General features: G+C 71.5%; 17 protein-coding genes. 7 read left to right on the plus strand and 10 right to left on the minus strand.

What is annotated here, in order from left to right; genetic code table 11:
• Positions 1-12: 12 nt before the first annotated feature.
• Positions 13-9261, minus strand: coding sequence for a SpvB/TcaC N-terminal domain-containing protein (locus tag IEY73_RS03605; protein ID WP_189077520.1), 9249 nt, complete (start codon positions 9259-9261; stop codon positions 13-15).
• Between the two features lie 144 nt (positions 9262-9405).
• Between IEY73_RS03605 and IEY73_RS03610 the strand changes: the two genes are divergently transcribed.
• A complete protein-coding gene (locus tag IEY73_RS03610; RefSeq protein ID WP_189077521.1) occupies positions 9406-12195 on the plus strand; it encodes an AfsR/SARP family transcriptional regulator in 2790 nt (929 codons plus the stop codon).
• A gap of 37 nt (positions 12196-12232) precedes the next feature.
• Here the strand turns inward: IEY73_RS03610 and IEY73_RS03615 are convergent, their stop codons facing one another.
• Together IEY73_RS03615 and IEY73_RS03620 are read right to left on the minus strand one after the other, a co-directional pair.
• Positions 12233-13240, minus strand: coding sequence for an isocitrate lyase/PEP mutase family protein (locus IEY73_RS03615; protein WP_189077522.1), 1008 nt, complete (start codon positions 13238-13240; stop codon positions 12233-12235).
• Positions 13237-13380, minus strand: a complete 144-nt coding sequence (locus IEY73_RS03620; RefSeq protein ID WP_189077523.1) for a hypothetical protein — start codon at positions 13378-13380, stop codon at positions 13237-13239. The genes IEY73_RS03615 and IEY73_RS03620 overlap by 4 nt, the downstream gene beginning before the upstream one ends.
• Here IEY73_RS03620 and IEY73_RS03625 point away from each other — a divergent pair.
• Complete coding sequence (locus IEY73_RS03625) at positions 13379-13828, plus strand: hypothetical protein (protein ID WP_189077524.1); 450 nt, start codon at positions 13379-13381, stop codon at positions 13826-13828. The two genes, IEY73_RS03620 and IEY73_RS03625, sit on opposite strands and share 2 nt — an antisense overlap.
• Positions 13786-14175, plus strand: a complete 390-nt coding sequence (locus IEY73_RS03630; RefSeq protein WP_189077525.1) for a DUF5615 family PIN-like protein — start codon at positions 13786-13788, stop codon at positions 14173-14175. The genes IEY73_RS03625 and IEY73_RS03630 overlap by 43 nt, the downstream gene beginning before the upstream one ends.
• Positions 14176-14180: 5 nt before the next feature.
• Here the strand turns inward: IEY73_RS03630 and IEY73_RS03635 are convergent, their stop codons facing one another.
• Together IEY73_RS03635 and IEY73_RS03640 are read right to left on the minus strand one after the other, a co-directional pair.
• Positions 14181-14996 carry a nucleotidyltransferase domain-containing protein gene (locus IEY73_RS03635; RefSeq protein ID WP_189077526.1) on the minus strand — a complete coding sequence of 272 codons (816 nt, stop codon included), beginning with the start codon at positions 14994-14996 and terminating at the stop codon, positions 14181-14183.
• 39 nt (positions 14997-15035) lie between these two features.
• Positions 15036-15629, minus strand: coding sequence for a nucleotidyltransferase family protein (locus tag IEY73_RS03640; RefSeq protein WP_229715443.1), 594 nt, complete (start codon positions 15627-15629; stop codon positions 15036-15038).
• Between the two features lie 113 nt (positions 15630-15742).
• Here IEY73_RS03640 and IEY73_RS03645 point away from each other — a divergent pair, with 113 nt between their 5' ends.
• Positions 15743-16846 (plus strand): XdhC family protein, encoded by a 1104-nt coding sequence (locus IEY73_RS03645; protein ID WP_189077527.1) that lies wholly within the window; start codon positions 15743-15745, stop codon positions 16844-16846.
• 24 nt (positions 16847-16870) lie between these two features.
• The gene (locus tag IEY73_RS03650; RefSeq protein WP_189077528.1) at positions 16871-17632 is read left to right on the plus strand and encodes a class I SAM-dependent methyltransferase; all 762 of its coding nucleotides are present in this window, start codon (positions 16871-16873) and stop codon (positions 17630-17632) included.
• 13 nt (positions 17633-17645) lie between these two features.
• Here the strand turns inward: IEY73_RS03650 and IEY73_RS03655 are convergent, their stop codons facing one another.
• Positions 17646-18371 (minus strand): SDR family oxidoreductase, encoded by a 726-nt coding sequence (locus tag IEY73_RS03655; RefSeq protein WP_189077529.1) that lies wholly within the window; start codon positions 18369-18371, stop codon positions 17646-17648.
• Positions 18372-18471: 100 nt separating this feature from the next.
• On the opposite strand from IEY73_RS03655, the gene IEY73_RS03660 reads away from it, so the two are divergent.
• Positions 18472-19320, plus strand: coding sequence for a LysR family transcriptional regulator (locus tag IEY73_RS03660; protein WP_189077530.1), 849 nt, complete (start codon positions 18472-18474; stop codon positions 19318-19320).
• Between the two features lie 2 nt (positions 19321-19322).
• Here the strand turns inward: IEY73_RS03660 and IEY73_RS03665 are convergent, their stop codons facing one another.
• The 3 genes from IEY73_RS03665 to IEY73_RS03675 form a co-directional block, all read right to left on the minus strand.
• On the minus strand, positions 19323-21935 hold the full coding sequence (locus IEY73_RS03665) for a tetratricopeptide repeat protein (RefSeq protein WP_189077531.1): 2613 nt from the start codon (positions 21933-21935) through the stop codon (positions 19323-19325).
• A gap of 322 nt (positions 21936-22257) precedes the next feature.
• Positions 22258-22671 (minus strand): YkvA family protein, encoded by a 414-nt coding sequence (locus tag IEY73_RS03670; protein ID WP_189077532.1) that lies wholly within the window; start codon positions 22669-22671, stop codon positions 22258-22260.
• A 49-nt stretch (positions 22672-22720) separates the two neighbouring features.
• Positions 22721-24103 carry an MBL fold metallo-hydrolase gene (locus IEY73_RS03675; RefSeq protein ID WP_373292738.1) on the minus strand — a complete coding sequence of 461 codons (1383 nt, stop codon included), beginning with the start codon at positions 24101-24103 and terminating at the stop codon, positions 22721-22723.
• A gap of 194 nt (positions 24104-24297) precedes the next feature.
• On the opposite strand from IEY73_RS03675, the gene IEY73_RS03680 reads away from it, so the two are divergent.
• Complete coding sequence (locus IEY73_RS03680; protein ID WP_189077534.1) at positions 24298-24681, plus strand: thioredoxin family protein; 384 nt, start codon at positions 24298-24300, stop codon at positions 24679-24681.
• Positions 24682-24721: 40 nt separating this feature from the next.
• Here IEY73_RS03680 and IEY73_RS03685 read toward each other — a convergent pair whose 3' ends face one another.
• Positions 24722-25396 (minus strand): PIG-L deacetylase family protein, encoded by a 675-nt coding sequence (locus IEY73_RS03685; protein WP_229715444.1) that lies wholly within the window; start codon positions 25394-25396, stop codon positions 24722-24724.

Consider the following 25396-nt stretch of genomic DNA (forward strand, 5'->3'; position numbering starts at 1 on the left):
TCCCGTGCTGGTTCAGAGCACTCTCTTCACGATGATCTTGCCGGCATCCTCCAGGGCCTTGAGCTGGGGGGAGAACGCGGTTCCGTCGCCTTTGCGGACGTACAGAACCATCTTCAGCTTGTTCTTCTGCGCGTAGGCCAGGTAGTCCTTGAGCTGCCGGGAGAGGTACTGGTATTTGACGTTCTTCACCTCGCCGATGGTCGTGCTCGTCAGCTCATCCGGCTTCCGGACCCGGCCATTGACCTTGATCTTGGCGTTGTTCTTCACGATGCCGGCACTGGCTTCGCCCTGCTGCCCGACCTTGCACGGCCCGGCGCCGCCCGCGTTGTGGACCAGCACCGCCACCGCGCCGGCGAGCACATAGTACGTGTGGACGGTGTCCACGGTCAGGTTGAACATGGTCCGCGGGGCGGTGAAGTTCCGCACCGTCGTGATCGTCACGGCCGGTACGCCCGTCGTGCGCAGGCGCTCGCCCGCGCGCAGGTCGTAGGCGTCCACCCAGGCCCGGCGGGAGGCGTCCCAGAAGGGGTGATGCTGGGTGGTGTGGATGACCGTGGCGTGCCCGTCCTTGTCGGCCACCGTCACGTCGGTCAGGTCGATGTCGCGGTTGACGTGCCGGAGCGTGACCTCCCGCACCGAGGTCTTGCCGGTGATCGGGTCGGTGGCCACGACGGTGTCCCCGGGCTGCAACTCGGAGATTCGCACCGTGCTGCCGTCGCCGCGCAGCACCAGGGTGTCCCCGGCGAACGAGTTGCAGGGCGACAGAGAGTCCTTCGGCTGCTTGGCCGCCGCATCCTCGGCCGCAGACGCCTCCGCCTTGGCGGCGGTCGTCTCCGCCTTGGCCGCCGCCGCAGCCGACGACTCGGCCTTGCCGAGCGCGCCGCGCGCCGCCTTGACGATCTTGGCGCCGACCTTTGCCCCGCCGAGTCCCAGGAGTCCCTTGCCGGCGTCCGAGGCGATGGCACCGATCGACTGCGGATCGCCATCGATCGCCCGGGTGACGACGCCCTCGGCGGCGCTGCCGCCGGCGGCCACGGCGGCCTCCGCGAGCAGGCCGGTGCCGAGCGTCGCGCCGGTGACGGCGCCGGAGACCGCGCCGCCCGCGGCGGCGCCGATCAGCCGCCGGGCGCTGAACTCGCCGGCCCGATATTGGCTGTACCCTTCGACGCCCGCGCTGATGGCGGCGCCGATGGCCGCACCGATGGCGATGTTGAACCAGCGGCCGTCGGGATCGGTGTATCGGACGGGGTTGTCGGCGGTGTAGGTGTAGGCCGACAGGTTGCCCGGGTTGCCGACACCACCCGCGGGTTCGCCGTCCAGATAGTCCGGCAGGGACGGGTCGGCGGACTGCCACAAGGTGGTGCGCGGGTCGTAGTAGCGGGATCCGTAGTAGTACAACCCGGTCTCGGTGTCCAGTTCCTTGCCGTTGAAGCCGTACGGGCTGGGCGCCGCGGTGGTCTTCTCGTTCGCCCATGCCTCACCGGACGGGAGGTACTTGTCGTGCTCGACCACCTTCCCGGCGCCGTCGGTGCCGTAGGCGGTGGAACCCAGATGATCGGTCGAGAAGTAGAACTGGTTGTTCTCCACCGAGCCGTTCGTCTGCACGAGCTGGGACACCAGCCGCGTGTCGCCGAGGAAGACGTGCTTGTAGGCGGTCTTGTTGCGCAGCGTGTAGCTCTCGCTGGGATACACCGTGACGTCGTTCGAGCCGCCGTCCTTCACGACCCGCTGGCCGTCCTCGCCGTAGACGTACGACGTGTCGCAGGACGAGCCGCCGGTCAGGTCCAGCGAGACCAGCTCGGTGGTGTCGGCGACGTGGTGGCCCGAGCCGCTGTCACTGCAGACGAGTTGGTCGGCGTCGTCGTAGGTGAGTTGCAGCTTCTCCTTGTCCGGCCCGGTGCGGGTCACCAAGTTGCCGTCCGCGTCGTAGCGGAACGTGAAGGGGCCGACCGAGGTGGGCGCGTGCGGCTGCGTGCCGCCGTAGGCGTACGCGTACTGGTAGCTGGTGTCCCGATCGGGTGTCGCCGTGCCGTCCGCCGTGACCAGGTCGTGGGTCTGGTTCTTGGCGGTGACATCGCCGAGGCTGTCGTAAGTGAGGTCCAGCGTGTACTGATCTCTCAGCCCGGACGCGGGGTGGTATTCGCCGGCCGACGAGGTCAGCCGGTTCAGCGTGTCGTATCCGAAGGACTGGCTGCTCGGGCCGCCCTGCCCGCCGACCGCGGCAGCGCCCTCGGTGATGCCGGTGACGTTGCCGACGTCGTCGTAGGCGTACGTCATCTGCTGGAACGTGGTGCCGTTGGCCTGCGCCGCCTGCAGCGTCGCCAGCCGCCGGTCGGTGGCGTCGTAGGTGTAGTTCGTGGTGACGCCGTTGCCGGTGCGCAGTTGGATCCGCTGGCCGAACTTGTCGTAGTTCAGCGCGGTCACGTACGGATAGGTGGTGCTGCCCTTGACGCCGCTTGCCGCGTCGACCTGTCCGCCGTTGTCGTAGTGGTAGGTCAGGACCTCCCCGTCGGGGTAGGTCATGGTCTGCATCCGGTTCCAGGTGTCGTACTGGTACCGGGTGGTGAACGATGTGGCCTTGGCGATGCCGTTCGCCACAGTCCGTGTCTCGGCGGTCGTCTCGCCCAGCGGGCCGTACGCGCGCGTCACCGTGCCCGCCGCGTCACGCACCGACGTGATGCGGCCCGCCGCGTTACCCGCCGCGCCCGGCGCGCCGTAGGTGTACGTGACGTTGGCGTCCGGGGTCGTCGGGTAGCTGACCGCGGTCAGGCGGTCGAAGTCGTAGTCGTACTTGATGGCCTTACGCTTCGCCGCCAGGTTGGCGGTGACCCGCTTGGTGAGGTTGCCGGCCAGGTCATACTCGCTCTGCGTGGTGCCGGTGTCCGGCGTGGCCACCGAGGTGCGACGGCCGAGATTGTCGTACGTCGCCCGGGTGATGTTGCGGTGGTCGTCGACGACCGTGGTGATCTGCCCCAGCGGGTCGTAGGCGTAGCTGGTCCACGCGTCGTTGGGCTGTTTGACAGCCGTCGAGCGGAAGTCGACGTCGGTGTAGGTGCGCGTGGTCGCGCCGTTGGCGTCGGTGACCGCGGTGGTGAACTGGGTGATCCCGTCGCGGTCAAGCCCGAAGCCGTACGCGGCCGAGGTCGCGGCGCCGTCCGGAAGCACCGTGCGGGTGGCCCGGTCCAGCACGTCGTAGCTGGTCCGGGTCGGTGTCACCGGGTCGATCTTGGTGGTGAACCGGGTACTGAGCGGACCCTTGGCCTCGGTCACCGGGTACGAGCTCGCGACCACGCGTCCGGCGAAGTCGTACTCGACATGGCCGGAGACGGTCATCGCCTCGACGCCGTCCAGGGTGGCGTCCTTCTTGGACTGAATCACCCGGCCCAGTCCGTCGGTGAACGTGATGGTGTCGATGGAGTTGGTGCGGAAGCTGCCGTCGGCGTTGCGGTCGACGTTGCGGGTGATCGCGTACGGGACGACCGCCTCGGGGTGGTACTCGATGTCGACGGTCGGGTGGTTGGCCGCCATCTCGTACGGCCCGGTGACGGTGTCGACGCGGCCCTGCTGGTCGTACAGGGTGCGGGTCTGCTGCCCGTTGGTGTCGGTGATGGTCTCCGGCAGCCCGTACTTGAGGTTGTAACTGGTGGTGGACCGCAGGCCGAAGCTGTCGGTGACCGCGGTGACGTGGGTGGCCAGTGCCGGGTCGTACTCGTAGGTCACCTTGTAGCGCTGGCGTCCGGCGTTCGGCGGCTCGGTGACCGACTGCACGTTGCCGTTGGCGAAGTACGTCACGTCGGTGGTCGCCACGGTGCCGTTGGCAAGCGACTCGCGCTGCTGCTTCACGTCGCCGGTGGCGCAGTCGATCGTCGACTCGCTGTGTCGCAGCAGGGTGCCTCCGCCGCGGACGTCCATCGCCTTGGCCTTGCCGACGACGCCGCTGGTGCGGCAGGCGGTGTCCTCCGCGGTGTAACGGATCTTCGTCTCGACGTCGTCGGCGGTGCCGGTGTCCGCCGAGTCGTAGGAGCGGATCAGATTGCCGACGTCGTCGTAGCTCATCTGCACCGACGTCGTCTTGCCGGGAGTGTCCTGACCCTCGAAGTAGCGCTGGTCGGTGCGCACCAACTGCGGGAAGATCACCGCGGTGGTGCTCGCCGGGTCCGCCACGGCGGAGGTGTTCACGTCGATGAGCTGGTAGCTGTTGACCGACTCGGTGAACGCCTTGCCGTCGCCGTCGGCGATCCTGGTGCGGGTGACCAGACCGCGCGTGTAGTGGCTGGTGGTGTCGTACTCGGTGGTGGTGCTGCGGTAGACCTGGCCGGCCTGATCGCGCTGCTCGCTGACCACGCTGTGGTAACCGCGGAATTCGCGTTCCAGCCGGTCGTAGACGCCGCCGCCGTAGCGGAAGGTGGTGACCTGCGCGTCGACGCCGTCTCCGCTGTGCCCGTCGGACAGTGCGGCCTTCGAGAGCACGAAGCGCGACTGCGGCTGGTCGTACGTGTTGCCGTCGCGCGTGTAGTCCAGGTCGATCCGTGCGCCGAGGGGACGGCTCACGGCCTTGAGCAGGTTGGTCCGGCCGGTCTGGTTCTCGGCCACCGACAGGTGGTCGTCGCTCGTCGAGCGGAGCTGGTCGGCGAAGCCGTCACCGTTGATGTCGCGCAGGGCCTGCTCGGTGCGACCGATCCCGGTGGAGAAGTTGGCGCCCGGGTTGGTGATGATGCAGCCGCCGAAGAAGATCAGGAAGCAGGCGCTGAACTCGACGTACGCCCCGCCGCCGAGTTCGGCGTTGGCATCGTCGTTGACGCCCGCCGCGCCGCCCAGGAACGGCTGCGGTGCGGCGAACCCGCTGCCGGTGTTGATGGCGACCCGGACCGGGTTGCCCTCGAACACCCGGTCGGCCAGGCCGTCGCCGTTGACGTCGACCAGGCTGGCCTTGGTGGAGCTGTGTCCCACGCTGAACGAGGCGCCGCCGGCGAAGCCGTAGAAGTCGGTGTTGAAGCCGATGTTGGCCCCGGCGTTGGTGGTCTGGCCGTCGTTGAGCTTGCCGCCCGGCCACGGTTCCGGCGCGGCGAACCGGTAGCCCAGGTTGAGCGCGGCGCGGCCGTCCGCGTACACCCGGTCGGGCAGCGCGTCGCCGTTGATGTCCAGCAGGTCGAACGCGGTGTCCGAGGTGCCGCTGCCCAGATTGCCGCCCACCCCGAGCGGGGGCATGTCGTTGCCCGAGACGGCGGTGTTGGCGGTGATGTCAGCCGGCGGGGCGGCATCGCCGTGGCCGGTGGTGATGGTGCGGGCCGCGCTGCCGGCGTTGGCGTTGCCGGCCACCGTGCCGGTGCGGCGCACGGTCCTGCCGGGCAGTGCCGCACGGTCGGTGCCGAGTTCGCCGGTCGGCACGGTGTACTGCACGCCGGAGGCGCCGATGACGTCCGGGAAACCGTCGCCGTTGAGGTCGAGGTAGTCCGTGTCGGCCGTGCTGTCACCGGTGGCGATGCTGCCGCCCAGCGACCCGACCGGCAGGCTGACCCCGCCGGTGAGCGAGATCTGGGTGGACCGGGACATCCGCGGCACGGCGGTCACCGTGGCGAAGTCGGATGCGGTGGGCACCACGATGGCAGTGGTGCCGAGCCGGGAGCTGCTGACCGTGGTGCGCCCCACCCAGGTGTTGTTGTCGCTGCCCCAGCGGTCGTCGGCGGGGTCCGGCATGTACGGCACGGCGTTCGGCGGCGTGACCTTCGGATCGGCCGCGAAGTCGTCCTTCTGCGCCTGCGGGTCGACGTGGTCGGGGAGCTGGTCCTTGTACGACTCGTCGATCACCAGATCGGTCTGCTTGACCGGCTGGCCGGCCCGGTCGCCGTTGCCGTTGTATCCGATCGCGCCCCAGCCCCGGTACGGCTCCGGGAAGGCGCCCTCGGCGGCGGCGCTGTGCAACGCGTCCGGAGCGGGGGTGAGCTCCGCGGGATCGAAACCGACCTGCACCGAATGCCCGGTGACGTGCGCGGCCAGGCCGGGGTCGAGGGTGCTGAAGTCGAAGAACAGTTCGTCGCCGGCGGTGACCGGCACGGTCAGCGGCTGGTCGACAGGCATGGCCGTCTTGGCCAGCAGCCGGTCGCGGCTCTTGACCGTGAACACCACCCGGGCGGTGGGGTTGCTGTCGTCGAAGTCGAGCGACGGTGCGACGGTCAGGTCGCCGTCGGCCGGTGCGGTGTAGGACTGCTGCGGCCCGGTCAGATCGTCGGCCGGGTACATGTCCACGTCGTACGGCGCGGTGATCACCGCTGCCGGATCGGCGTATGCGGCCTGCGGTGTCCAGTCGACCTGGCTCAGATCGATCGGCGAGTCGACCTTGATCCGCCAGGCCAGCTTCTGCCCCTGTTGCACCGGCAGATCGAGGTCGACGGGCAGGTCGCCGGTGTCCGCGGCGGCCAGCGTGCGGGTGAACACGGTGGTGCCGTCACGGGTGATCACGGCGGTGACGTCGTCGGTGGTGGCCGCCTTCTTCGTCAGATCACCGGAGAGGTGGACGGTGCCGGTCACCGGGACGGTCACCGTGCCGGTCCGGCCGCCGAGCGTGAAGTCCGCCGAGGCGCGGTAGGCGTACGGGTCGAGGCCGTTCACGTCGGTGGTGGCGGGCACGCCGGTGTACCGCACCTGCGGATCCCAGGCCACCTGGTCGTACGCGCCGTCGAAGCGGGACTGGACGCGGAAGTAGAGCCGGTCGCCGCGGTGCACGGTGACCGCGTCCACACCGGTCGGTGTGTGGTCGGCGTAGTCGGCCGGCCCGATCAGCTCCGACCACAGTTCGGCGTCCTCCTGCTGGACGGCGACCCGCACGCCGTCCGCCTTGGCGTAGGCGGCCCGGTCCGGGCTGTCGTCCGCCACCAGCCGCACCGCGCCGCTGACCGCGACCGTGCCGTCGTAGGGCGCCACCCAGCGGCGCAGGGTGTCGATCAGCGGATGCGACTCGATTTCCCGGGCCCGGTCGGCGCTCAGGTCGCCGAGCAGGCCGTCGGTGTCGACCGGGGCCGAGCCGATCGGCACCGGCGTCTGCGCGGACAGGCCGTAGACCGGGGCGCCGTCCGGCCCGATGCGGCCGAACAGCACGCTGCCGCCGTCCACCAGGTCGGTGATGCCGTCGCCGTTGACGTCGGACAGGTAGCGTTCGTTGGTGGTGAAGGTGTCCACGTGGTCGAGCTGCGCGGCGACCCCGCCCGGGTACGCCTCGACGCCGACGGTGGAGGAACTGCTGCGCTGGCTCATGATGCCGGGCAGGTTGTGCAGCGGGGTCACCTGGTCCGCGAACCGGGCCTGGCCGCCCGGCTTGGCCAGGTTCTTGCGGTAGACCACGCCGCCGCCGGAGGTGAACACCTTGTCCGGCAGGTTGTCCCCGTCCACGTCGGTCAGCGCCAGCAGGCCGGTGTCCCGGGTGGCGTTGAAGCCGGTCTTCACCCCGACCGAATTCGTCTTGGCCGCGACCGGGCCGACCCCGACGTACAGGTGCCCGCCGGCGCTGGTGCTGGTGTTCGCGTTGATCGCGCCGGCCTGGCCGCCGGCCGAGTTGACCGCGGCGACGGCCGCGTTGCGCAGGTTGTCGTCCGGCGAGGTCCAACCGGTGGGGGAGAACGCCTGATAGGCCCCCGAGGAATCGCGGATGTCGTCGTAGTAGGCGAACGTGTGGGTGTTGAACGGACGGTTGTCCTCGCCGAACTCGGTGATCGACTCCAGCAGCGTCTTGTCGAATGCGCCGGTGGTGTAGTTCATCTCGTAGGCGCGCACCGGCAGGTCGTTCATCGTGATCTCGATGCGTCGCAGCAGGTCCGCGGTGACCCGCTTGAAACCGCCGCGGGCGTCGATGCCCACATCGCCGCGGCGCGGCTCCGCCAGCTCCCGGTCGCGGATGAAGGTCACCGCGTACGGGCCGTCGGCCGCAGCGGCGCTCCCGGTGTAGGTGATCTTCTGGAGGTACAGGTTGCGGCCGGGCACCGTGCCGTCGGTGACCCCGGTGTCGTCCTGGATCACCGTGTGGAAGCGCATGATGTTGCCGTGGGTGTCGCGGACCTCGCGCAGCGCCCACTGGAAGACGCGGCCGGCGTCGTCGCGCAGCGTCGACTCCGGGGTGCCGCCGTAGAACGAGTGCTGGCCGCTCTTGTCGGTGGTCTCCCAGGAGTACGTCGACGGGTTGGTCCCGTGCCGGACGATCCTCGTGAAAGCGCCTTCCATGCGTTGGTGGAAGACCCGTTCCGCGACCCGGGCGACGGGCGTGCTGCGGTGCGCCACCGGAGCGAGTTGCTCGCTGCCAAGCTGATACGTCTCGGTCTCCCGGGTGGCGTCATAGCGGGGCACGCCCCACCGGGTGTCCACGGAGATCGACGGCACCGGCAGATCCCATCCCTGCCCGAGCCAACTGTCGGCGCCGGTGGAGTCGTAGGAGATCGCCAGCGTGGGTTGCAGCCCGGCACGGCCCTGCGGCACCTCGATCGGGTAGGTCACGACCGCCTGGCCGCCGCTGGCCGCCACCGGTGGGTTGATCTGGTCCATGCCGTCGTCCGGGCTGGCAACCTGCAGTCCCTTGATCTGGGTCGGGTTGAACGATGCGATGTCCGGGCTCTCCGGCAGGCTGAGCACCGCGTTGGCCATGACGGTGAAGTGGTCGGTGCGCGAGACGATCTCGTGCGTCTTCTCATCCACCGACACCCGGTCCAGCGCCTTCCAGCAACCGGCCTGCTCGTCGTAGAAGAACGTGTAGACGTCCTGCGGGTTGAAGGTCGGCGCGACGGCCTTCGGGTCGTACGCCAGCCGGATCTCCACCGGCTCGGCGAACTGGAACGGGTGCGGGGAGAACCGCCAGCCCTTGCGCGGGCCGGCGGTCACGTTGGTCAGCTCGTCGCCCATTTCGGGCAGCCCGCCCGCGGCCAGCGGGGTGATCCCGATGGTCACGGGTTCGTCGACGGCGTCCGGTGCGGCGATCAGGCGCGCGCCGTCATAGCTTGCGACGGCTGACTCATCCGGGGCCAACGCGCGCTGGTACGGCGCCGCGGCGGGGTCGCGGGGTACCACGTTCTGCCGCGGCGACGGCGTCCCGACGCAGCCGGCCGGTGGTGCGCTGGCCGGCGTTGCCCGGGGCGCGTCGGACACCGAGTCGGCCCCCGCACCGCCGGACGCCGCGGACATCGGGCTGGAACTCGCCGGCATGCCGCCGGCGACCAGCGCCAGGACGGCGACACCGGCCACCCAGCGGCGCGCCCGCCCTTGTCGGTCCAAATTGGACATAACGCTCGCCATGGCCATCGCCCCGCATCATCGACGGATGAATCGTCGAAGCATTGACGATTGTGATAGTGCGCAACGTTGTGAAAACGTTGTGGCACGACGTTGCGAAGCGTTCTGGGGGCGCTTTATTGGGGGGCGTCCAACATGATCGAATTCGTGCTTCTCGGCCCGGTGGAGATCCGGGCCGGCCGGCAACCGATCGACCTGCTGCAACCACGCCAGAGTCATGTGCTGGCGGCGCTGCTGGTCGACGTCAACCGCCCGGTCCCGTGGGCGACCCTGGTCGACCGGGTGTGGGGTGCGCACCCGCCGGACGGCGCGCGGACCGCGATGCGTGCGCACGTGTCGCGAATCCGTCACGCGTTACGCTTCGCCGGCCAGGCGACCGAGCACCACGAGACGCTGACCCACCGCGGCGGTGGGTACGAGTTGCGGGCCGACCCCGAGCAGGTCGACCTGCACCGGCTGCGCCGGCTGGCGGAACGAGCGCGCCGGCTCACGACCGACGCGGCGGCCCGGGCCCGGTTGCTGCGCGAGGCGGTCGGATTGTGGCGGGGTGAGCCGCTGGCCGGCCTGACCGGCGAATGGACCAGCCGGGTGCGCTCGGCTTGGCAGCACGAGCGTCTGGGCGTCTTCGCCGACTGGGCGTGGGCCGAGCTGGAACTGGGCAACGCCGCCTCGGTGCTGTCCGTGCTGACCGAGCTCACCGAGGACTACCCGCTCGTCGAGTCGATCGCCGCCGCCCACGTCCGGGCCCTGCATGCGGTCGGTCGCACGGCCGAGGCGATCGACCGCTACATGCGTATTCGCGCGCGGCTGGCCGACGAACTCGGTGTGAGCCCCGGCGACGACCTGTTGCGGGCCCACCGCATCGTGGTGCGTGAGACCGCCTCCACCGGATCCGTCGCCGCGGCGCGGCCGGGCGGGGTCGACGGCGTACCGGCGCAGCTTCCGCTCGCCGTGCGGGGCTTCGTCGGCCGCCGAGCCCAACTCACCAGGATGGACACGATGCTCGACGGCCGGGCCGGCACCACCGCGGTGATGATCGTCCGCGGCACCGCGGGCATCGGCAAGACGGCCCTCGCGGTGCACTGGGCGCACCAGGTCGCCGACCGCTTCCCGGACGGTCAACTCTACGTCAACCTGCGCGGCTTCGACCCGGTCGTGCCGAGGGTGGAGCCGGACGACGCGATCCGCCGGCTCCTCCTCGCGCTGAACGTGCCGGCTCACCGGATCCCGGCCGATCCGGACGCCAGCGCGGCGCTGTATCGCGCCGAACTCGCCCGCCGCCGGATGGTGATTCTGCTCGACAACGCCCGCGACGAAAGTCAGGTGCGACCGCTGCTGCCCGGCCCGTCCGGCTGCGTCGTGGTGGTGACCAGCAGGGAGGCGCTGACCGGCCTGGTCGCCGCCGAGGGTGCGGACACGCTCGGCCTGGACGTGCTCAGCACCGACGACGGGGCGCAGATGCTCGGCGGCAGGCTGGGGCCGGAGCGGCTGATCGGCGAATGGCGGGCCGCCTCCGAGATCATCGAAAGCTGTGCGGGGCTGCCGCTCGCCCTGGCCGTCGCGGCGGCCCGCGCCGCCGCGCGTCCGCAATCGCCGCTGTCCGATCTCGCGGACGAACTGGGGCGGGCACGCAACCTGCTGGATGTGCTGGCCGGCAACGATCCGCACACCGATCTACGGGCCGTGCTGGCCAACTCCTATCTGGCCCTGTCGGCGCCCGGACGGCGCATGTTCCGGCTCCTCGGCCTGCACCCCGGCGCCGACATCACGGCCCCCGCAGCGGCCAGCCTCGCCGCCCTGCCGCTGCCCCAGGCGTCCGCCCTGCTGGCCGAACTGGCCGCGGCCTCGCTGCTGCGCGAACACCCCGCCGGGCGCTTCGCCTGCCACGACCTGCTCCGCGCGTACGCCTCCGAACTCGCGGTCACCATGGACCCGGACCACCATGAGGCGCTCCTGCGCGTCCTCGATCACTACCTGCACACCGCGCATGCGGCCGGTCGCCGGCTGTCGCCGCGCCGCGATCCGATGCCCTTGGATCCCCCTCGCCCGGGTACCACGCCGGGCTTCTTCACCGACGTCAGCGAGGCCGACGACTGGTTCGCCGCCGAGCGCGCCACCCTGCTGGCCGCCGTCGAGCGGGCCTCGGCGGCCGGGCTCGACCGCCTGGCCTGGCAGCTCGCCGGGACACTGCAGACCTACCTGGGCAGCCACCGGCAGTGGGCCGATCTCGCCGCGGTCACCGGCGCCGGCCTGGCCGCGGCGGTCCGGCTGGGCGACCCCGCGATGCAGGCACGCGCCCGCCGGCAACTGGGCCGCACCTGGACCCGGCTGGGCCGGTTCGACGACGCCGAGCGCGAGCTAACACACGGCCTGGACCAGTACGGGACACTCGGCGACCTGGCCGGGCAGGCACACGCCCATCACCACCTGAGTCACCTCTTCCAACGGCGTGACCGGCTCGACCACGCCCTCGACCATGCCCAGCAGGCGCTCGACCTCTATCGCAAGGCGGGCGACCGCGGCGGTGAGGCGCGGGCGCTCACCGCGATCGGCTGGTTCACCGCGCGAATCGGCGACCATCGGCCGGCACTGGCGGCCGGCCGGGAAGCGCTGGAGCTGTTCCGGGAGCTGGACGACCGCCCGGGCGAGGCCGGAGCGTGGGGCGCCATCGGTTTCGCGCACCGCGGCCTCGGCGACGACGCGGCGGCCGTCGGCGACTACCGCCGGGCGCTGGCCCTGTTCCGGCAGCTCGGCAACCGCTACCACGAAGCGGACACGCTGACCCGGCTGGGCGACGCGCAGCGGACGGCGGGCGACCCGGCGGGCGCCCGCGAGACGTGGCGGCAGGCCCTGGTCATCCTCGGCGACCTGCGGCACCCGGACCGGCATCAGGTGCGGGCCCGCCTGGACGACACCGCACCCTGAGCCGGACTCCGCAATGCCACGACCGGGCCGGCACGACCTAGGTGTCCAGGCGCTCGACTCCGGCCGGCATCCCGGTGCCTGTCGCCTGCGGGCGCGGCGGGCCGTCCGGCGGCCCCGGCAGGTGCGCGCCGCCCGGACCGGGACGCCCCGGCGACCGTGCCGGGCCGACCGTGGCCACCGGCATCGGCGCCGGTGGATGCGCGCCCTCAGCCGGCAGCAGCGCGGTGAAGGCGGCCCATGGCATCCGGTCCACCCGGTCGGTGTCGCCGGTCTCGGCGATGCAGTGGTAGGCCAGCGAGGCCGCCCGCATCGCGGCAAGCACGGCGGTGAGCGGATGCAGCACGAGCCGCACGCCGAGCGCGGCCAGCTCCTCGTCGGCCCAGCGTCGCGCGGGTCCGGCGCTCTCCGAGCGGAGCAGCACCAGAGGCACGCCCGGCAGCGCCGCCTGCAGCCTGCCCAGATGCTCGGGATCGTCGACCCCGGCGGGCAGGATCGCGTCGGCGCCCGCCGCCGCGTACGCGCGGCAGCGCAGCACCGTCTCGGCCAGCCCGTCCGCCGGATAGGCGTCGGTGCGCGCGATGACGGCGATGTCCGGCGCCTGGCCGGTGAGCGCGGAGATCCGCTCGGCGGCCGGGCGGGGTTCCACGAGAGGCGCCCCGGCCACGCCCCGCCGGTCGCCGGGTGTCGGCGCGCCCTGCCGGTCGCCGAGCACCAGCGCGCCGATGCCGGCCCGCTGATAGGCCAGGGCGGTCCACACCGCGCTGCTCGGCCCCTCGTAGCCGATGTCGGCATCGGCCAGCAGCGGTACCCCGTCCAGGGCCGGGCCGAGGGTGGCGGCGCGGTCGGCGATCTGGGTGGCCGGGGCGACACCGAGGTCGGGCCGGCCGAGCATGGTGGCCGCGACGGCGGCGCCGGACAGCAACACGGCCTGATGCCCGGCCTGCACCGCGAGCCGGGCACTGGCCGGGTCCCAGACGCCCGGCACATGGGTGAGCCGGCCGGCGCCGAGCAGCGCGCGCACCGCGGACGCCGGAGCAGAAGTCATCCGCAGATCATGCCGGGTCCGCCGGGGCCTGGCGACGCCGGGTGCATCGGGTCGTCGACGCCCGCGGCCACGCCGTTGTCTACGACCGGGACGTTGATTTGCGGCGTCGCCGCGACTACTGCGTAGTAAAGTGTGCTCATGACTGCTCCACGTTCGGTCCGGTTTGACGAAGGAGTGCTGTCCCGGCTCGACCGTTACGTCCGGGAACACCCTGGATCGTCATCGTCATCGGTCGCCAACATGTTTGTCGACGAGGCCTTGCGGTCCCATGAGCATCCAGGTGTCATCTTCCGTTCCGGACCCACGGGCCGGAGGGCGGCGTTGTCCGGCGGACCAGACGTCTGGGAGGTCATCACGGCGTTGAACGCCATCCGTGAGGAAAGCCCGCAAGCCAGCCAGACCGCACTGCTCGGCGAGCTTGGCGACGTCACGGGTCTGAGTGCCGCTCAGGTCAGCGCTGCGCTGCGGTACTACGCGGCTTACCCCGGCGAGGTTGAGGAGCGCATCGCCCTCAACGAGGAAGTCGCGGAGCGGGAGGAGCAGCTATGGGCAGCGCAACAGAAGCTTCTGCAGAAGCCGATGACCTGACGGGCATTCTGCTGGACGAGATGTACCCTCCCAGACTCGCCCGGCTTCTGCGCGATTCCGGTCATGATGTGGTGGCCGTCCTTGATGTCGAGGTGGGCCTGGCCTCGAAATCGGACAGCGACGTGCTGGCTTGGGCAACGCGCAACAACCGTTGTGTCGTCACTGAAAATGCCGGCGATTTCGCTCGGATGGCGCAGCACGGACTCAGCCACGCCGGCATCGTCCTCGTATCCGGACGACGCTTTCCCCGTACGGCCTCCGGGCTGCAGCGGCTTGCGAAAGCGCTGGACGCGTTCCTGTCGGGCGGTCACATGCCCGGCCGTGACGCAGTGACCTGGTTGCAGTGAATCTTTCACGGCTCAGGGTGGCGGGACTCGATCGCCGCGTCGAGATCCTGGAAAAACGCTTCCGGGACCGGACGTCCACCGCGGGCGGCTAGCTGCTGCCAATGGCGCCGTCCGTGACGCCAAGCAGCGCCGATGGCCCTGGTCAGGGTCTCCGGATCGGCGGCCGTTGTGGTTTCGTGAAGGGCTTCGGCGACATCGCCCGGCAGGTCCGTCTCCGCGCTTCGCGACGGCGTGAGCCAATGCTGCGTACGGCCCTCGGCCAGCCGCGCCATCCAGAGCAGGTGCCGCTGCGCGTGGGTTAGGGCATCGACGGCACGCAGGAGTTCGCCGCGGCGGGCTACATGGTGCGCCAGGACGAGCCAGTTGGCGAATCTCCCGCAGAGCTCCTCGACCTCGTCGGGAGCGGCCGGAAGCTTCGGCCGTGCGGGCAGGGATTCCAGGGCGCGCCGCAGTTCCCCGGTGCGATCCAGAATGATCATCCGCTCCGCCGGGGCGCCGCGGGCCGGCCACGCGCCCACCGACGCGATGTCGCCGGCGGTGGCGAAGTGGAATTCGCCGCGGATCAGTGCCGGGAAGAACGCCACGTGGGCGCCGAATTCGTTGACGACAGCGAACCGTATCGCGCCCACGTCGTCCAGCCACGCGCGCCGGTCCAGCGTCGCGGCGCAGCGGGATTCGATGAAGAGCCAGAACTCGATGTCGCTGTGGGCGTCCGCCTCGCCCTGGGCGAACGACCCGTAGGTGAGTGCCGCGACAAGCCGCTGGTCGGCACGGCACATCTGCCCGACGCGGCGAATCAGTCGTTCCTGGGCCAGCACCACGTCACCGTATCCGTGCGCGACAGCGGCCAGCCGCGCCGGTCATGCGTGGCGGGCCAGCGCTTCCGGGGTGTCGACGTCGAAGTCGTCCGCCACGTCCGCCACGTCGACCACGGTCAGCTCGCCGGCATGCCGCCGCAGGTAGTCGCGGGCGCCGTGGTCACCGGATGCGGACGCGGCCACCGCAGCCCAGTGGTCGCGGCCGAGCAGCACCGGATGGCCGCGCCGGGGCCCGTAGCCACCCATCGCGAGCGCGCCGGGGCCGGCGTGCGCGGCGACGCGGCGGACTGCTTCCGGCGTCACCCCGGGCATGTCGACCAGCAGCATCAGTGCCGCGCCGGCCGACGTGCCGGCCAGCGCGGCCAGACCGGCCCGCAGCGACGAGGCGACCCCGGTGGCCCAGTCCGGGTTGTCGACGAACGTCAGCTCGGGCGCGGCGGCACGCACCCGTGCGGCCTCCGCGCCGACCACCACGACGGTGCGGGCGCATCCCCCGGCGTGGGCGACCTGCGCCGCGTGCCGCACGAGCGGCCGGCCACGGTAGGGCGCGAGCGCCTTGGCCATGCCGAACCGCCGTCCACCGCCGGCCGCGAGCACCACCGCGACTACATCCATGCCGGGGCCGTCCGCGTCCATGCCCGGAGCGTACGCGCGGCCGGTCCGGTACGCGCGGCGGCGGCGCCGGGCCCGGTGGCCGCGTACTGTTGACCTATCCGCGTTCTGGTGCCGACATCATGAGGAAAGCAGCGATGCGTGACGTCCTCGAATCGATTCTCGACTGGTACGACGGCGGTGAGACCTTCGGGTTGGCGACGGTGGTCAACACCTTTCGCAGCGCGCCGCGGCAGCCGGGCGCGGCGATGGCCGTCTCGGCCCGGGGCGAAGTGGTCGGCAGCGTCTCCGGAGGATGTGTCGAGGGCGCCGTCTTCGAGGTCGCCCGCCAGGCGATCGACACCGGAAAGGCGTTTTTCGAGGAGTACGGCTACAGCGACGATGATGCGTTCGCGGTCGGACTCACGTGTGGCGGCATCGTGCACGTCTTCGTGGAAGCGGTGAACCGGCGGACATTTCCCGAATTGCCGGAGATCGCCGACTCGGTCAAGCGCCATGAGCCGGTCGCCGTCGCCACCGTCACCAGCGACGGTCCGACCCGGGGCGCGCGCCGGGTGATCTGGGGTGATCACACCTCCGGCTCGCTCGGCTCGTCCGGGCTGGACTACGCGATCGACGACGACGCGCGCGGGATGCTCGCTCAGGGCCGCACCGGGCAGCGGCACTACGGCGCCCACGGCCAGCGCCGCAGGGATGAGGTCGCGGTCTTCGTGCAGTCCTTCGCACCGCCGCCGCGGATGATCGTGTTCGGCGCGATCGACTTCGCCGCCGCGGTCGCCCGGGTCGGCAAGTTCCTCGGCTACTTCGTCACGGTGTGCGACGCCCGCGGCGTGTTCGCCACCGCCAAGCGCTTCCCCGACGCGGACGAGGTGGTGGTCCGCTGGCCGCACCAATACCTCGACGAGATCACCGTCGACGAGCGGACCGCGATCTGCGTGCTCACCCACGACCCGAAGTTTGACGTGCCGCTGCTTGAGGTCGCCCTGCGCACGCCGGCCGGGTACGTCGGCGCGATGGGCAGCCGCCGTACGCACGAGGACCGCGCCGCGAAACTGCGCGCGGCGGGCGTCACCGAGGAGCAACTGGCGCGCCTGCATTCGCCCATCGGGCTCGACCTGCACGCCCGTACGCCGGAAGAGACGGCGGTCTCCATCGCCGCCGAGCTGATCCAGGAACGCTGGGGCGGCTCCGGGCGGCCGTTGACCGGGACACGGGGCCGCATCCACGGTCCGGCGCACTGAACGACGCGAGCGGGGGACAGGCTCATGGGGATCGACTGGACGCAGTGGCTGCGGCGCTGGGACGCGCAGCAGCAGGGGTACGTGCCCGAGCGTGAAGCCCGCTTCACGGCCATGTTCGACGTGGTGGCGCAGTTGCTGCCGGCCTCGTTCGTGGCCGTGGACCTGGCCTGCGGCCCGGGGTCACTCAGTCAACGCCTGCTGAGCCGTTTCCCGCAGGCTCGGGTGATCGCGATGGACATGGACCCGGTGATGCTGGCCGTCGGCCGGGGCGCGCTCGGCACGGTGGACGGCCGGCTGCAATGGGCGCGGGCCGACCTGGCCTCGCCCACGTGGCGGGAGGCGGTGGGCGAGACACCGGTCGACGTGGTGCTCAGCAGCACCGCGATGCACTGGCTGCCGCTGGAGTCGCTGGCCCGCCTCTACCGGGACCTCGGCGGGCTGCTGCGGCCGGGCGGTCTCTTCCTGAACGCCGACCACATGACCTTCGGGTCCAGGCATCCGACGTTCGCGCGGCTCGACGGGCAGGCCCGCGACGGACAGTGGACGGATGCCGCGTTCGCCGCGCGCGGCGCCGAGACCTCGGAACAGTGGTGGACGGCGCTGGCCGCGGAGCCCGAACTCGCGCCGCTGTTCGCCGAGCGCGCCGAGCTGTACGCCGGCAAGCAGCGGCCGGAGGCACAGCCCGGCTTCGACACCCATCGTGCGCTGCTCGACGAGGCCGGTTTCCGCGAGTCGGGCACCATCTGGCAGGTGCTGTCGGACCGGGTGCTCCTGGCGGTGCGTTAGGCGGCGGCCCGGTTCACCACGGGACGACGCCGGCATCCTCGAAGAAGCCGCCGGTCGGGCCGTCATCGGGCAGCGTCGCGAGCCGCACCGCGATCGCCGCGCCCTGTTCGGGGGTCCGCACGCCGCGGAAACCGTTCAGGTCGGTCGCGGTGTATCCGGGGCAGGCCGCGTTGATCAGAATCGGGGTGTCGTGTAGCTCCTTGGCGTACTGGACGGTGACGGCGTTCAGGAAGGTCTTCGAGGCCGCGTAGGCGGCGGAGATCGGGCCGGTCTCGCCGTGCGGGTCGGTCTGCCGCGTCAGCGAGCCGACGCTGCTGGACATGTTGACGATGCGCGGCGCCGCCGAGCGGCGCAGCAGCGGCAGCATCGCGTTGGTCACCCGGATGACGCCGATGACGTTGGTCTCCACCGCGACCCGCACGGTCGCCGGGGCCACCGCGGTGGGTTCCTGCGGCATGCCTCCGGTCACGCCGGCGTTGTTGACCAGAACGTCCAGGCGCCCGGCCTGCTGATCGATCAACGCCGCGGCGGCGGTGACGCCGGCGTCGTCGGTCACGTCGAGCGGCACCCCGAACGCGTCCGCGCCGCCGGCGCGCAGCTTCGCCACCGCCGCCTCCCGGCGCTGGTCGTCGCGGGCGCCGATGCCGACGCGCCAGCCGAGGCCGCCGAGCGCCGCCGCGATCTCGTATCCGATGCCCTTGTTCGCGCCGGTGACCAGCGCGATCGTCTGTTCGCTCATGTCTGCGATCCTGACCCGCTCGCCGGTGTCCCACCAACACCGTCTGGGTAGGCAGCGATACCCGGCGGGTATCAATACCGAAGGTCGGTACCGTGGTGGCATGGAGACGCGGGAGCTGCGGTACTTCGTCGCCGTGGCGGAGGAGCTGCACTTCGGACGGGCCGCGCGGCGGCTCGGGATGGCGCGGCCGCCGCTGTCGCGGGCGATCCGGCAGCTCGAACGGCGGCTCGGCGTGGCGTTGCTGGAGCGCACCAGCCGTACCGTCACGTTGACCGAGGCCGGGTCGGTGCTGCTGGTCGAGGGTCGCGCCGCGCTGGACGCGGTCGACGCGGCGGCGCGGCGTGCGCGCCGCGCCGCGCACGCCGCGGCTGGACAACCCCGCCTGGTCCTGGTGGCCAAGGCCGGGGCGTCCGATGAATTGCTCGCGAAGCTGCTCGACGCGTACGCGGCCGAGCCGGGGGCCGCCTCGGTGGACATCCACCTGTGCGGGATCGGCGAACAGGAACGGCTGCTGCGCGATGGGCGGGCCGACGTGGCGCTGCTGCACCGGCCGTTCGATGCGACCGCCGGGTTCGACACCGAGGAACTGAGCACCGAGGGGCAGGTGGCGATCCTCCCGGCCGGACATCCGCTCGGCCGCCGGGCGCACCTGCGCATGGCCGACGTCACGGCGGTGCCCGGCCTGCCGATGCCTCGCTGGCCGCACCGCGACGGCACCTATCCGGCCGGGCCCGGCCCGGAAGTGCACGACCACACCCAGTTGCTGCAACTGATCGTGCTGGGCCGGACCTTGGCGATCGTGCCGGAATCGGCCCGCACCCGTCTGCGCGACGACGTCGCCATCGTCCCGGTGCCGGACGCGCCGAGGGTGACGACGGTGATCGCGTGGCCGCCGCACAGCCGGTCGCCGGCCCTGGCCGGGCTGGTCCGGGCGGCGACCCGGCTCTGAGGCTAGCCCAGCCGGGGCGGCCCGGCCCGGGACGCGTCGGCGGCGCCGAGCTCGGCGAGGCGCTCGCGGATCTGGTCGGCTTCCGGCACCCCCAGGCTGGTGTAGATGTCCAGCGCCTGCTGGTAATGATCGAGTGCCTGAGCGCGGTCGCCGAGGGCGCGGTGGGTGTCGCCGAGGCCGGTCAGTGCGGACGCCTGCTGGCTGCGGATGCCGATGGCGGTGGCGATGCGGTAGGCACGGGTGTGGTGGGCCTGCGCCTCGGCCGGTCGCCCCGCGGCGAGAACGGCCGCGCCCAGACCGTTGAGCACGTGCGTCTCGCCGTCCTGTCCGCCGATCTCATGCATGACGGCCAGCGCCTGCCGGTGATACTCCACCGCCTCATCGGCCCGGCCGAGGCGCGTGTGCAGCAGACCGAGGGTGTCCAGCACCATGGCCTCGCCGTACCGGGATCCGAACTCCCGGAACAGGGCGAGAGCCTGTTTCAGGTGGACGCCGGCCGGTTCGTGGCGACCGGATCGCGTCTCGGCCATGCCGAGGCTGTTCAGAGCGGAGGCTTCGCCGTACGGGTTGCCGATCTCCCGGGCCAGCGCCAGTGCCTGCCGGCAGTGGTCGATGGCTTCGGCGAAGCGCCCGGTCCGCTCCATGGCGTCGCCGAGGACCGACAGCGTGGTGGCTTCGCCGGCCCGGTCGCCGGCCTGCCGGTACAGCGTCAGGGCCTGCTGCCAGCAGTCGACGGCGTGCTTGAGGTGACCCGACCGGTCCGCCGCTCCACCCAGGTTGCGCAACGCGAAAGCCTGGCCGATCGGATCGTCCACCTGCCGGAACAGGTCCAGGGACTGCTGAAAGCATGCGACACCCGCCTCGACCTGACCCATCAGCAGGTGGGCGACGGCGAGCCCGGCCAGGGCATGGGCCTGCGCGGTCGGATTGTCGGTGTCGCGGGCGGCTTGCAGGGCGACGCCATGCATCGCCAGCGCTTCGGTGTTGTAGCCGCCCTGGAGGTAGCGGTAGAGGGTGTGCGCCAGCCGGCTGGTGTGGCCGGGCCATCCGTGCGCTGCGGTGTGCTGAGCGACGATGACCAGGGTGTGCCGTTCGGTGTCCAGCCAGCGAGAGGCGGCATCGGACGCGGTCAGGTCCGGGGTGGGCGTCGCCGCGGGGGACACCGGCGGCCGGCGATGGGCTTCCGTGGGATGCAGCGTGTTCATGGCCGCCGCGGCCGTGCCGAGATAATGGTCGAACAGCCGGGTCAGCGCGGCGCGCCGCTGGGGCGGCGGGTCCTCGTCGTGGGCGCGTGTGGTGGCGTAGGCGCGGACGAGGTCGTGAAAGGCGTACCGGTCGGGGCCCGTGGTCTGCAGCAGATGGTCGCGGCGAAGCTGGTCAAGCCATGTCCGGGCGGAGGGCAGATCGGCATCGGTGAGCGCGGCCGCTGCGTAGGCGTCGAATTCCTGCGCGGGGTGCAGCGCGGTCAAGCGCAACAACCGCTGCTGTTCACCGGGGAGGTTGCGATAGGACAGATCGAGGGCCAGCTCGACACCGGTGTCCAGGCGTCGCTCGCGCAGGCGTTCCTCGATCCGGTCGGCGTGGTCGGTGAGCCGCCAGCCGGTGGTTCCGCGGATGTGCCCCACGATCAGGCTCAGTGCCAGCGGTAGGTAGCCGCAGCACCGGGCGATGCGCGCCGCGGCGTCCGGGTCGGCGTCGCCGGGCAGCGCGTCGGCGAGATATGTCAGGGCCTCCTCGGGGGTGAAGGCGTCCACGGTGAGCGGGGTCGCCGTTGGCAGGCCGGCGAGGCTTCGCCTGCTGGTGATCAGGGTGAGGCAACCCGCGACGTCCGGCAGCAGGGGGCGGACCTGTTCCGTGGTGGCCGCGTTGTCCAGCACCACCAGCGTCCGGGTGCCGGCGAGCCGGTCCCGGTAGGCGGTAGTCAGGGCCTGCCGGCCGTGCGGGATCCGGTGGCCGGGCACGCCGAGCAGCCGGAGGAAGCCGTCCAGAACGGCGGAGGGGTCGGCCGGCGGCTGGGCCGGATCGGGGTGAAAGCCGCGCAGGTTGACGAACAGCACCCGATCCACCGCGTTGTCCCGGACCAACAGATGCCCGGCGTGGACGGCGAGCCGGGTCTTGCCGACCCCGGCCATCCCCTCGATCGCGGAGATCATCACCGCGTCGGCCTCCCGCAGCGCGCGGCGGAGCCGGTCCAGCTCGGTCCCGCGCCCGGTGAACGTGGCCAGGTCCGCAGGCAGCGTGTCGTGCACCCGGACCTGGGCCGTGGCCTCGGTCTCTCCGCCGACCACGCGCAGCGCCTGGCGCCATTGGGCCACATATCCCAGGTCCGGGTGCAGTGCCTGGACCACCGCGACAACCAGGTCGGTGTTGAAGCGCCGCCGGCCCGGCTGGAAGCAGTTCGCCACGGTGGACCGGCGTGCCAGCTCACTCGCCGGCCGGCCGGCCGTCGCCCAGGTCGCGTTGATCCGGTCCTTGATCGTCTCGTAGGAGGGGTCGCCGGCCCACACCTTCAACAGCCGCAATCGCTCGACGAGCTCGTCGGGAGAAACGGCCTGGGCCGGGTCGGGCAGCCTGGCGAAGGCGGTCGGCGAGACCGGCTCGTGCGGCGAGGGCATTGCTCACTCCATGGACGACGCTCGACATCGGGAGACCCTGAGGCTAGTGCTTCGCCTCCCGGATTGCTCCGATTTGTGCGCCGTCCCGCGTCCAAATTCGTCCAGAGTCGACCACGCCGGCCCGCCCGCCCCCGCAGACTCGACGCGCACGCGGAATTGATCATCGCATGCGACGCCGGTCGAACGGGGGCCAGGGAGCCACGAATCCTTGGCTGGCCGGCTGCGGCAGTCGGCCCCGTGCCCCGTCGGCCGGGGCCGCTCCCGCGCAGGTGAGTCCGCGTGCCGGTGGGTGACTCCGCGTGGCGGTGGGTGACTCCGCGTGTCAGCGGGGGAGTCCGGTCAGCCGGACGAGCGCCGCGAAGCCGTCATCGGTTCCGGGCCAGTGTTCGCGCACGGCGTCCAGGCCGGCCCGGCGGATCGTGGAGCGCAGCACGGCCGCCACGATTATCGCGTCGTCGGCGTACCCGAGGACCGGGATGAAGTCGGGGATCAGATCGAACGGCACGGCGAGGTAGGCCAGCAGCAGCGCGAGACGGATCCGGACACCGCGGGGCAACCGGGGATCGGCGCCGAGGCGGCGCAGAAGCCGCAGCAGGTCGGGCAGCAACCGGACGGCGTCCCGGAGCTGGGCCGTGCCCGGCTTGGCCATCAGCAGGGCGATCAGCAGCGCGAGCCACGCCAGCAGCAGCGCGGTGGCAACGCCGATCAGGGCTTGCCACCACCACTGCATGGTCATCGTCCTTTGGCTCCGGACCCGTTTCGAGCAGCGTAGCCGTGCCGTCCGGTCAGGTGCCGGTCGTTGTGCTCTCCGGGCCGGCCGGCGATCGTACCGGCAGACCGGTGGAGGCTGCGGTGGTGAAGTCGTCGTCGAGGACCACCACCGCACGCCGGCCCGCGGCGGCGAGCAGCGAAGCCGCGATGGAGGCGCGGTATCCGCTGGCGCAGTGCACCCAGACCTCGCCGTCCGGGACGTCGTCGACACGCCGGAGCAGGTCGTGCAGCGGGATGCGCACGGCCTCGTCGAGGTGCGCCTGCGCCGCTTCGCCGTCGCGGCGCACGTCGAGGACGACCACCGGCCGGTGATGGCGGACCTGTGCGAGGTCGGCGAAGGTGGCTCGCGGGAAGGTCTCCAGGTCGCCTTCTCCGGCCCAGTCCACGGGGTCGCCGGTGGCGTTCGCGGCCGGCCGGTCGATGCCGATGCGGACCAGTTCGCGCTGTGCCTGCGCCACCTGCTCCGGTGTCTCGGCGAGCAGCGTGAGCGGGGTGCCCCAGGGGATGAGCCAACCCAGGTAGGTGGCGAAGCTGCCGTCGAGGCCGAAGTTGAGCGTGCCGGCGACGTGCCCGGCCGCGAACGCGACCCGGTTGCGCAGGTCGACGACCCACTCGCCGTCGGCGAGTCGCTTGCGTAGCTGTCCGGCATCGGCCCGTTCGGGCTCGCTCAGGTCGGGGCTCTCCGGGCCGGCGCTGTTGGCCGGGGCCATGTGCGCGTAGTACGCGGGCCAGGCGTCCAGACCCGCGAGCAACTCCGTGACGAACTGTTGCTCGGCGCGGGTCAGCACCGGGTTGGCTCGTTTCTCCGAGCCGATCGTGGCGGCCGTGGCCTCCGACTGCGTCGCCGAGCAGAAGCTTCCGAAACCGTGCGTCGGATAGAGCTCGACGCTGTCCGGCAGGCGACCGGCGAGCCGGTGCGCCGAGTGGTATTGCCGGTGCACCAGGTCATCGGTGTGTGCGGGACCGAGCAGGTCGGGCCGGCCCACCGATCCGTACAGCAGCGAACCCCCGGAGAACACGGCCACCGGCGCGTCCTCGACCTCCAGGACGTACGACAGATGGGTGAACGTGTGGCCGGGAGTGGCGATCGCCCGGACCTGCATGGCGTCGGCGACGGGGATGACGTCACCGTCGCCCACCGGGACGCGGTCGAAGCTCACCGGGTCGTCGGCGTTGACGTGGTACGCCGACCCGGTGGCGCGGGCGAGCGCGTACCCGCCGGTGACGTAGTCGTTGTGGATGTGCGTCTCGAAGACATGCGTGATGGTCACGTTCTCCGCGGCGGCGAGGTCGAGCACGCGGTCGATGTCACGCTGCGGATCCACGACGAAGGCGTACCTGCCGTCGTGGGCGAGATAGCTGCGGTCGCCCAGCGTGGGTGTGTCGATGGGCAGGATGCGGAACACGGCGGAAACTCCTCTGTCCGGGCCTGATGAATTGATACCCCTGGGGGTATGTGATCCGACCATAGCGCGTGGGCACCCCTCGCCGTCAATGGCGGCCGGTGGTGGTGTTCACACTGGACGGCGCTCGGATCATATACCCCCGGGGGTATAGTGGGCTTGGAGGCGACGAGAGGGGAAAGATCGTCATGGCCACGGTGAATCTGACACTGGACGCCTTTGCGGGCGTCACCCAGGACGGCATCGTGCTGGTCGACTGGTGGGCTTCCTGGTGCGGCCCGTGTCTCCGGTTCGCCCCGGTCTTCGAGCAGGCCAGCGACCGTCACGCCGATGTCGTGTTCGCCAAGGTCGACACCGAGGCCGAGCAGGGCCTCGCGGCTGCCGCGCGCATCTCCTCCATTCCGACGCTGATGGCGTTCCGCGAGGGGATCCTGGTCTTCTCGCAGCCGGGCGCATTGCCCCCGGCGGCGTTGGAGGAACTCATCGGCGCGGTGCGAGGGCTGGACATGGATCAGGTCCGCCGGCAGATCGCGGAGCAGCACGCCGAGGAGGGTTCTCCGTCGTCCGGGTGAACCCCGGACGTCGCGATCGCACCGGCCGGGTGACGCAGTCTCACCGCCCGGGCGGTGCGATGAGCATCAGATACTCCTGTCCGCCGAGCAGCCGCAGGCGCCTGCGCAGGACCGGATTCTCGGTCGACTGGCTGCGATGACAGGCGATCGCGCGCCGCTGGAGGTGTCGTGACACCGCGAGCACGATGGGCAGGTCGCGGTCGGAGCGGCCGGCGAACGCCGTTCCGAACTCGGCGTTGAGCCGCGCGGCCACGCGCTGCGGGATCGCCCACGCCAGGAGCGGCAGGCCGACGGCGTCCGCCGCGGCCAGGGCGGCCTCGCTGGCGCGTCGATGGTCCGGATGCCCGGTGACGCCGTTGGGATCGAAGGCCAGCAGGTGACTGGGGTGCACCGCGTCGACGAGACGCCGCACGTGCGCGGTGAGCTCGGCCAGGGGCGCCTCGGAGAGCTTGCCGTCGGGGTACGCCCGCAGGTCGAGGCCGCGCACGCCGAGCGCGGCGCCGGCGGCGGTCAGTTCCCGGGAACGGATCGCGCCGAGGTCGCCGCGCACGCCGTGCAGGGTGGACGCCTCGCCGTGAGTGAAACAGAGCACGGTGACCGGGATGCCACGCTCGCCGAGTGCCCCGATGACCGCACCCAGACCGAACGACTCGTCGTCCGGATGCGCGGCGACCACGAGCACCCCGGTCATCGGCGGCAGATCACGGCGGGCCAC

It is taken from the genome of Mangrovihabitans endophyticus (genome assembly GCF_014646155.1).
Classification (GTDB): Bacteria; Actinomycetota; Actinomycetes; order Mycobacteriales; family Micromonosporaceae; genus Actinoplanes; species Actinoplanes endophyticus.